This window comes from Pseudofrankia coriaricola, from assembly GCF_001854805.1.
Taxonomy (GTDB): domain Bacteria; phylum Actinomycetota; class Actinomycetes; order Frankiales; family Frankiaceae; genus Pseudofrankia.
Genome location: NZ_MBLO01000127.1, coordinates 1 through 9,215 on the forward strand (window position 1 = coordinate 1; position 9,215 = coordinate 9,215).

A 9,215-nucleotide genomic window follows, 5' to 3' on the forward strand; every position below is an offset into this window, starting at 1 on the left:
CGGCGATGCGGTCGAGCAGGTCGAGGGTGTCGTCGTCGAGGGGGACCATCCGCTCGGTGTCGAGCTTGCCGAGCGGGACCTTCAGCCAGCTTCCCCGGGCGGGGACCTCGTGGACGCAGTCGAGCTCGAGGTCGAGCAGTTCGCCGATGCGCAGGCCGCAGGCACGCTGGAGCAGCAGCGCGCCGGCGGCGAGCCGGTTTGGTGAGCTGGCGAGCTCGTCGGTAAGGCGCCGGTCGGTGTCGAGTGGCAGGTAACGGGGCAGGGGCCGGGGCAGGCGGGGTAGGTCGGAACGGAACAGCAGGCGGCGGGGCGGTGTCTGCTCCCAGCCCCACTCGGCGATGTCGGTCAGGAAGTTCATCACGGCCAGCACGCGGCGGGCGCGTTCGGCCGGGGACAGCTGGCTGCCCGTGCGGGTGTTGGCCGCGGCTGTCAGCGCGTCCGGGTAGGGCTCGATGTGCCGGCGGCGGTCGAGGTCGGCCAGGCTCGCCAGCTTCGGGTCGGCCTCGGCGAGGAACCGGCCGAAGTGGGCCAGCCGGGTCGCCAGGCCCGAGACGGTCGCCGGGACGCAGGTGGCGTTCTTGCGGTGCAGGTAGGCGCCGAACCCGGCGGCCAGCGGCTCGGGGACTCCGGCCAGGCGGGCCTCGAACGGGGCGCGGGTCCGACCTCATATTGCAGCGCCACCAGTTCCGCCGTGTTCGCCGCGTCGCTGCGCGTCAGCAAGAGGAGTCAGCCGAACACTCGCACCATGGTCACATACACCAGCCGAACAACCATGAAGCTGGATCATGTACCGCCGCGCTTGGCGGTGAAGTCGCAGGTCACGGCCCCGGATCGAGTTCTGGCACGGTACAGGCGAGGTCCACGGCGGTGGCTTCGGCCAGCCCAGCGATCCGCCCTGCCGTGGCCGGGCGGCCGAGGGTCGTGCTGGCGTACGTCGTCAACGCAACCGACCAAATTTCCTGCGCGGCACGGTGCAGCCCGTCGCGGAGTACCTTCCGCAACCACCGGCCCGGCTGTTCACCGTGTACTCCTATGCTTGCGGTGCCCAGCGCCAATCCGAGCAGCTCCATGGGGCGGGCGAAGAATGACTGCCGGTCTCCGGGCAGCGGGTCGCACACGGCTCATGATCGTCTTCCGTTCGTATTCTTCCGCCGCACGTGGGCGACGTGCCGTGGTGGCGGGCAGGCCGCGAGGATCGTTCTTACAGATCCTTCCGGTAAACGTCACGCGGAAGATCATCGGAGAATGACCTCACCCAAGACCCGCAAGCCCAAGAAACAGGCGTGAACGCAGGCGCGCGGATTGCTCCGGCCAGTCGCCGGTGAGCCGCTGCTCGTGAGCCGCAGCTGGTGGTTCGCCTCCACCGTCCGGCCGCCTGCGTCGGCCTCCGCGGTCGGCGACGTACCGCTTCCGGGTACTTCCGACCGCGCCGCGGTATCGCAGCGGCTCCGCTACGGGTCATCGGTCGGCCGTCGGGGCGCGTCGGGGCGGGTGAGGTCGTCGCGGAGGGTGCGTAGGTAGGAGTGGTAGATCTTGGCTCGGTCGATCTGGGTGGGGTTGAGGAGCCATTGGGTGTCAAGTCCGATGGTGAGGGCGAGGATCTCGGCGGCCTTGGTGTCGGGGTCGACGTCGCTGCGGATCTCGCCTCGTTGCTGGCCGCGTCGGATTTCGTCGGCGATGAGGTCGCGGGTCTGGCGGTCGCGTTCGTCGAAGTAGTCGTGTAGGGGGTCTTCGGGATCGAGGTTCTCCGCGCGCAGGACGGTCATCAGCCGGGTGACGATCTCCGGCTCGGCCGGGTCCTGCGAGTTCTGGAGGCCGAAGGTGCCTTCACCCGCGAAGTCGCGTGTCACCCGGTCCACGAACTGGTCGCGTCGGTCCAGGACGGCACGGAGCAGGTCTTGCTTGGTGGCGAAGTGGTGGAGGATCCCGGGGTGGCTGATGCCGATGCGCTCGGCCAGCTCGAGCAGTCCGGTCCCGCGATAGCCCTGCCGGGCGAACAGCTCGACGGCGGCGTCGAGGATCTGCTCGCGTCGGGCGACCCCGCGGCGGTTCGGCGTTCCCTTCTTCGGTGGCATCAGTCTGGCGCTCCAGGTGGGGTTGACACGATCAGGAACCTCCCGATAAACCTACAGCCCTGTCAGTAAGACGTGCTGCGGGCTGCGCGCTGGACGAGGCGTGGCCTCGACGGTGGCTCGCGCACCGGCAATGCGATGCGATCAGGTAAGTCACTTAAAGTAGTTGACATGGAGCGATGGCCGCATGAAGTTGTCAGATGGTGCTGAACTGATCGCTGCACGTGGTGACATGGCTCTTCCGAGGAGGACGTTCCTCCTCGGAGGTGTCTTATCCGCCGCCGGTCTCGTTGGCGCAGGCGGGCTCGCCGGCTGCTCGCGTAAGCCGTCGACGTCTGGCGGTGGGCCGGAGACCTGGAGCGTGCCGGAGGCGGCATATGTCCGCGACTGGGGCCTCGCCGGTGGCGGGCCGTGCGGCGCGATTGGCGACCAGGAGTGCGCCACGGGTGCGCCTACGGGCCTGCAGACCCTCATCGGCGGGCTGAGTGTGCCCGGTCTGGGCATCCCGCTCGGCGGCGTCGGCGCCGGCTCGTTCCACTACAACCTGTTCGGAACTTTCGGGCCGTGGAACATGGCCGGTTCGCAGTCGTCGAACTTCTGGGAGATGCGCACCCTCCCGCAGGCGGCGTTCCACATCCGTGAGGAGGCCGAAGGCGCCACGGACAGCCCGACCGTCAGGACGCTCGCCACCCGGCACGACAACATCGCCCCACAGCGGAACTTCGGCGGTGTGCTTCCGGCGTGGAAGCAGCTGAGTCCCGGCGACGGCACCTACGCGGCGCTCTACCCGTTCGGGTGGACCACCTACAAGGTGTTCCAGTCGCAGGTGTCCATGCGGTTCTGGTCACCGATCGTGGCCGGCGAGGACCAGCGCACCTCGATGCCGGTGGCGTTCTTCGACGTGGAGCTGGCCAACCCGACCAGCAAGGCGATCAACCTTTCGGTGATGTTCACGTTCCCGAACGCCACCTCACACCCGACCGGCACGACACGCGCCGGGCTCTACAGCCGGTTCGACACAGACGCCGCCTCAGGTGTCAGCGGCGTGACGCTGGGCTCGGACAGCCCAACGAACACCCCCGACGGCTACAAGTCGGAGTGGACCATTGCCGCCCTCCCGGCTCCCGGCCAGAAGCTGACATATGTCACCTCCTGGAGGGGGACAGGTGACGGCAGCGACATCTATCGTCCGTTCTCTTCCACAGGTGTCCTGCCGAATCGCGCGCTGGACAGCTCGAACTCGGCAGGCGCCGTCGCCGTGACGGTGCGGCTGGATCCGGGGAAGAAGACAACCGTCCGTTACGCCCTGTCCTGGGACTTCCCGCAGGTGTACTACGGCGCCCAACCGACCGCACGCGCCATCTGGATGCGCCGGTACACCGCCTTCCTCGGCGCCCGGTCCACGGCCACCAACGACTACGTCCCGAACTCCTATCCGTTCAAGCAGGCCTTCACCATCGCCAGGCGCGAGCTGGCGCGGCACGACGACTCACTCTCAGATGTCGAGTCGTGGTGGAAGCCGATCGCCGAGAACACGAAATACCCGGTGTGGCTGCGGAAGGCCGCCCTGAACGAACTGTTCGAGATGGTCTTCAACGCCTCCTTCTGGGAGGCGGGCCTGGTCAGTACCACCATCACCCCCGCCCCCGGCGGCCCTCGCCTGGGCGCGGAGATCCCCGGCACGCACCTCTTCTACACCATCGACGCAGGGGCCGGCGGCGCGGCGGCCAACGAGCTGGACGTCGACAGCTTCGGCTACCTCTGCTACACGAAGCTGTTCCCCAATCTGGAGCTCGGCCGCGTCCGCGCCTGGCTACAGATGATCAAACAGAACCCGGTCGGGCGCGTGCCACAGCAGATGCTCCACGAGACGGGTCCGTTCATCGGCGCGACATCGGCCATGCAGCGTCTGCCTGCCGACGCCGCCCCCACCTTCGGCGCGCCGCCCGCGGCGCCCTCCACCGACCTCGGCACCCTGTTCGAACCCAGCGGCGGTGACTCGTTCCGCGACACCCCGCACAAGGTGATCTACCGGGCGTATGCCCTGTACAAGGAGACCGGTGACGAGAGCCTGGTGTCCTACGGGTACGCGCCGATGCTCAAGGCGTTACGGCACATACAGTTCTTCCGCCCGGCCGGCTCCCACCTCCCGGCGGACCCACCGTCGAACAACCCGCCGAACACCTACGACCAGATCATCGTCGACGGCCACGGCATCTACAACAGCCAGCTCTACCTGCTGTCGCTCCAGATCCTCTCGACACTGACCCCCAAGGCCAGGAAACTCGGGGTCCCCGAGGCCACACCCGCGGTGCAGACCGAGATCGACACCGAGCTGGCAGCGGCGAAGGCCGAGTTCGAGAAGACCTTCTGGAACCCCAGGACCGGGCGCTACCGCTTCTGCGACGCCACCGGTGGCATCGCGGGACGGACCGGCGACATCTACGGCAACAGGAAGCCGGTCCTGCCGCCGGACGTGGTCTTCCTGGACTCGTTCTACGCACAGTGCGTCGCTTCCCAGCTCGGCCTGCCGGATCTGATCGACCTCCAGCACGCCCGGACGCACTGGAACAACACCCTCGACGCCTTCCTCGCCCCGAAGGACGCCGCCGGCAACCCCGTCGGTCCACCCGTCATGCTGAACACGGACCTGAAGCACTTCTCTATGGACTACATCCAGCCATCCGGCCGCTACATCCCAGAAATCGGCGACGTATGGCCCGGCACCACCTACATGGCTACGGCCGCCGCCGTTCACATCGGCCGCGGCACCGGCGACGAGGCTCTCGTCGCCAAGGCCCTGAAAATGAGCGAAGCCGTGGCGAACCAGATCTTCGACGAAGGCGGACGCTCGACCAAGGGCTACGCCTTCGGCACACCAGAATCCTGGTTCGTGGACGACGTCACGATCTGCCGGTACACGGCCTACACCCGAGCCCGCTCCGTCTGGCAACTCGTCGACGCGCTCGACACCATCCCAGGGAAGTCGAAATAGCCCTCCCATAAAACCGAGAAGGACGACCACCATGATTCGTTGGGGTGTGGTGGGACCGGGTGAGATCGCGGCCGGGTTCGCGGAAGCGATGCGGTTGGTCGATGACGGGGAAATCGTCGCGGTGGCGTCGCGCTCGATCGAGCGCGCGACGGCCTTCGGTGACAGGTTCAGGATCCCGACCAGATACGACGACTACGCCGCGCTGGCCGCCGACCCCGACGTCGACGTGGTCTACGTGGCGACCCCGGCGTCGCGGCACGAGCAGGACACCGTCACCTTCCTGGAGGCCGGCAAGCACATCCTGTGCGAGAAACCATTCGCGATCAACGCCCGGCAGGCCCGGCAGATGGCCGAACACGCCCGCGCCCGCGGGCTGTTCCTGATGGAGGCGATCTGGAGTCGCTTCCTACCGACCTACCGCTCGCTGGTCGACGTGCTCGCCAGCGGACGCATCGGCCAACCGCTCCTGGTGGAAGCAGACTTCGGGATGCGGTGGCCGATACGCCCGGAACATCGCCTGTTCGACCCGGATCTTGGTGGCGGTGCTCTGCTCGACCTCGGCATCTACCCAGTCCAGCTCTGCTCGCTCGTGCTCGGCTCAGCCGAACACGTCGCCGCGGCCGGTGTCATCGGCGAGACCGGAGTCGACGAGCAGGTCGCCGCGGTGCTCCGTCATGCCCGCGGCGCGCTTGGCGTGGTCAAAGCGGCGATCCGGGTAACCATGACGTGCACGGCGCGCATCGCGGGCACCGACGGATCGATCGACCTCCCGGCGTTCATGCACTGCCCGAACGCCCTCACCGTCACCACCCGCCCCGGCGGCGCCGAACACATCGACGGCTCCTACGAGGGCAACGGGCTGCAGTTCGAGATCGCCGAAGTGCACCGGTGCCTCCTCGAAGGACTCACCGAGAGCCCGGTGATGCCGCTGGACGAGACCATCGCCCTCGCATCCACCCTCGATGCCATCCGCGCCCAAGTACTCACGAGCGCGGCGCGTTCGCGCTCGTCGGTTCCGGCCCACGCAGGAGCCTCCGACGGAAGGCGAGCCCGATGAACCGTTCCTCTTCACACCGTTCGCTGCTCGACTTCTACGCCGACCCCGACTCGGGCAGCTGGGAAGAGGTCGGGTACATCCCCTATCCGCTTGGGCCCCCGGCCGTCGACACACCGGTCGTGGCCCGCCCGCAGACGCGGGCGTTGCCCGACCTGCGTGAGCGTTACGACGCGATCGTCGTGGGAAGCGGAGCCGGTGGCGGCGTCGCCGCATTCGTGCTCGCGTCCGCTGGAGCATCCGTCCTCGTCGTCGAACGCGGCCAGTGGTACGGCGCGGGCGACCTCGAGACCGACCACATCCGCAACCACCGGTTCTTCCTCGGGGGCGACCTCGACACGCCCGCCGGGCACCCCCGGGCCGTCCTCGGCGACGACGGCGAGATCGCTGTCGAGCCCGATGACGGCCGCTACCACCACAACGCGATCACCGTAGGAGGCGGCACCCGGTTCTTCGGCGCCCAGGCCTGGCGGTTCCGGCCCGAGGACTTCCGGATGGCCTCCCTGTACGGCGTCCCGGAAGGATCCGCGCTCGCGGACTGGCCGATCACCTACGACGACCTCGAACCGTTCTACGACCAGGTGGAATGGGAACTCGGCGTGGCCGGCCGCCCGCACCCCGACGACGGGCACCGCAAACGCGACTACCCGATGCCGCCGTTCCCGTCGAGCGCCCTGGCCGCCGTGCTCGAGGCCGGCGCCGACAGGCTCGGATGGCCGACGGGACCGACTCCGCTGCTCCTGAACACCCAGCCCCGCGCTGGCCGGGCCGCATGCATCCGCTGCGGGATGTGCGTTGGCTTCACCTGCCCCGTCGACGCCCGCAACGGCACCCACAGCACCGTCCTGCACCGAGCCGTCGACCTCGGCGCCGACCTGACTGTCGGCGCGCAGGTCACGCGAGTATCCGCCGCCGGCGACGTCGAGATCGCCGCTGGCGGCGCGTCACGTATCATCCGCGCCGGAACGGTCGTGCTCGCCGGCGGCGCGGTCGAGACCGCGAGACTGCTCCAGCTCAGCGGCCTCGGCAACGACTGGGTCGGCGACTGCCTCCAAGGACACCTCTACGCAGGCGCGCTCGGCCTGTTCGACGAGCCAATCCACGACGGACTCGGACCAGGCCCGTCCATCGCGACCAGGCGCTTCGCCCACGGGAACGACAGCGTCGTCGGCGGCGGCCTGCTCGGCGACGACTTCGTCAGGCTCCCCGTCATGCACTACCTCATGACCCGCCTCATGGGCCTCTCACCCGACGCCAACCAAGCGGACGCACGTCGCGCCATGGCGGAGGGCTACCGACACACCGCCATCGTCTCCGGGCCGGTCCAGGAAGTGACGACTCGCAGCGCACGCGTCCGGTTGGCGTCGAGCGTGACCGACCACCTCGGCCTCCCCGTAGCCAGGTTCGAGGGCGCCCACCATCCCGAGGACCTCCCAACCGTCGCGTTCCTCACCGACCGAGCCGAGGAATGGCTACGCGTATCCGGCGCCCGCCAAACCTGGCAGATAGGCCCGATGAAGGAAAGGACACTCTCCGCGGGCCAGCACCAGGCTGGCACCGCGCGCATGTCCGACTCACCCCGCCACGGCGCGACCGACTCGTTCGGCAAAGTCTGGGGAACAGACCGCGTGTACGTCGCCGACGCGAGCCTCCACGTCACCAACGGCGGCGCCAACCCCGTCCTGACCATCATGGCCCTCGCCTGGCGAACCGCAGCACACATCGCCGCCAGCGGATAACCACGAGCAACGCGCGACCAGAATGCACGGCAGTCGAACGCCTGGTCCGATCACAGCGGCTTCTGATCCGACGATGAAGGAGCTCAATGACCCCGGCGAACGCCGACGTGTGCCCAATGATCCGGCCCGGCCAGGTCTGGCTCGACACCGCGGGCCGGCGCATCCAGGCCCACGGGGGCTCGATCATCACGGGCGCCGACGGCCTGTTCTACTGGTACGGCGAGAACAAGGAGAGGACGACACCGGGCAGCGGCAACTGGCACTGGGGCGTGCGGGCGTACTCGTCGTCCGACCTGGTCACCTGGGCCGACCGGGGCCTCATCATCCCGCCCGTGACCGACGATCTCACCTCACCGTTGCATCCAGCGCAGATGATGGACAGGCCACACATCCTGTTCAACGAGCGCACAGGGAAGTACGTGTGCTGGCTGAAGATCATGAGCGGGGACGGCCAGCAGACCCAGACATCCACCGTACTTGTCGCCGACGATCTGCTGGGGCCCTACGAAATCGTGCGCACCGGGCTGCGGCCGTGTGGCTTCGACGCCGGCGACTTCGATCTGACCGTCGACCCGAAGACGGGCAAGGCCTACTACTACTTCGAGAAAGTGCACACCGAGCTCATCTGTACCGAGCTCACCGACGACTACACCGACGTCACAGGGAACTACAGCAGCCACTTCCCGCACCCCGGACCGCCCTTCACCCGTGAGGCACCCGCGCACTTCGAGCGCGGCGGATTCCACTACCTCATCACCTCGGGCACGACCGGCTACTTCCCCAACTTCTCCGAGGTCGCCCTCGGCCGCGGCCACCACGGGCCCTTCGCCGTCCTCGGCGACGCACATCCCCACGACGCCTCGCGCACCTCGTACCGTTCGCAGATCAGCTCGGTGTTCAAGCATCCGCACAAGAAGGACCTCTTCATCGCCCTCGCTGACCGGTGGCTCCCGCAACTGCCGGAGGACATGCCCAACGTCTACGACGTTGTCGCGGCGATGGCGCGCGGCGAGACGCCGCCCTCGACCGGCAGCGATCAAGCGATGATGGTGGCGGCGCGCGGCGAGAACACAGCGATCGCCGACTACGTGTGGCTACCGATTCGCCTCGACGACGACCGCCCGTCCATCGAGTGGCTCGACGAATGGAGCCCCCACGACTTCGCCTGAGGGTGCCACGACGTCCATCGGCACATGAGGATATGCGGTGGACCTTTGCCGCCCAGCCGAACAGCAGCAGCGGCCCGACGGCGTCGAATGGAGCATGCCGTACCGGCCACGATCAGACCTAAATCCGCCAGTAGCGCTGCTGGAGATCGTCGACGGGCTCCCTGATTGATCGGCATCGGGTTGGGG

Annotated in this window: 6 protein-coding genes; 4 read left to right on the forward strand and 2 right to left on the reverse strand. The window is 68.1% G+C overall.

From position 1 onward, the window contains the following. Both BCD48_RS19085 and BCD48_RS19095 read right to left on the reverse strand, forming a co-directional pair. A partial coding sequence (locus BCD48_RS19085; protein ID WP_198543306.1) for a hypothetical protein occupies positions 1–358 on the reverse strand: 358 nt, incomplete at its 3' end. Positions 359–1,451: 1,093 nt separating this feature from the next. Beyond that, the gene (locus BCD48_RS19095; protein WP_071049805.1) at positions 1,452–2,075 is read right to left on the reverse strand and encodes a TetR/AcrR family transcriptional regulator; all 624 of its coding nucleotides are present in this window, start codon (positions 2,073–2,075) and stop codon (positions 1,452–1,454) included. 358 nt (positions 2,076–2,433) lie between these two features. On the opposite strand from BCD48_RS19095, the gene BCD48_RS19100 reads away from it, so the two are divergent. From BCD48_RS19100 to BCD48_RS19115, 4 genes are all read left to right on the forward strand, one after another. Then, positions 2,434–5,067 (forward strand): GH116 family glycosyl-hydrolase, encoded by a 2,634-nt coding sequence (locus BCD48_RS19100; protein WP_071049806.1) that lies wholly within the window; start codon positions 2,434–2,436, stop codon positions 5,065–5,067. Between the two features lie 31 nt (positions 5,068–5,098). Then, the gene (locus BCD48_RS19105; RefSeq protein ID WP_071049807.1) at positions 5,099–6,124 is read left to right on the forward strand and encodes a Gfo/Idh/MocA family protein; all 1,026 of its coding nucleotides are present in this window, start codon (positions 5,099–5,101) and stop codon (positions 6,122–6,124) included. Continuing rightward, positions 6,121–7,860, forward strand: a complete 1,740-nt coding sequence (locus BCD48_RS19110; protein ID WP_083418883.1) for a GMC oxidoreductase — start codon at positions 6,121–6,123, stop codon at positions 7,858–7,860. Before BCD48_RS19105 ends, BCD48_RS19110 begins: the two co-directional genes overlap by 4 nt. 86 nt (positions 7,861–7,946) lie before the next feature. After that, entirely contained in the window at positions 7,947–9,029 is a 1,083-nt protein-coding gene (locus tag BCD48_RS19115) for a family 43 glycosylhydrolase (RefSeq protein ID WP_116271574.1), read from the forward strand. Positions 9,030–9,215: the final 186 nt, after the last annotated feature.

Bases quoted from the DNA above. Each gene is read 5' to 3' on its own strand.
- BCD48_RS19105 (WP_071049807.1), top strand. From the start codon at position 5,099: ATGATTCGTTGGGGTGTGGTGGGACCGGGTGAGATCGCGGCCGGGTTC.
- BCD48_RS19095 (WP_071049805.1), bottom strand. From the start codon at position 2,075: ATGCCACCGAAGAAGGGAACGCCGAACCGCCGCGGGGTCGCCCGACGC.
- BCD48_RS19110 (WP_083418883.1), top strand. From the start codon at position 6,121: ATGAACCGTTCCTCTTCACACCGTTCGCTGCTCGACTTCTACGCCGAC.
- BCD48_RS19115 (WP_116271574.1), top strand. From the start codon at position 7,947: ATGACCCCGGCGAACGCCGACGTGTGCCCAATGATCCGGCCCGGCCAG.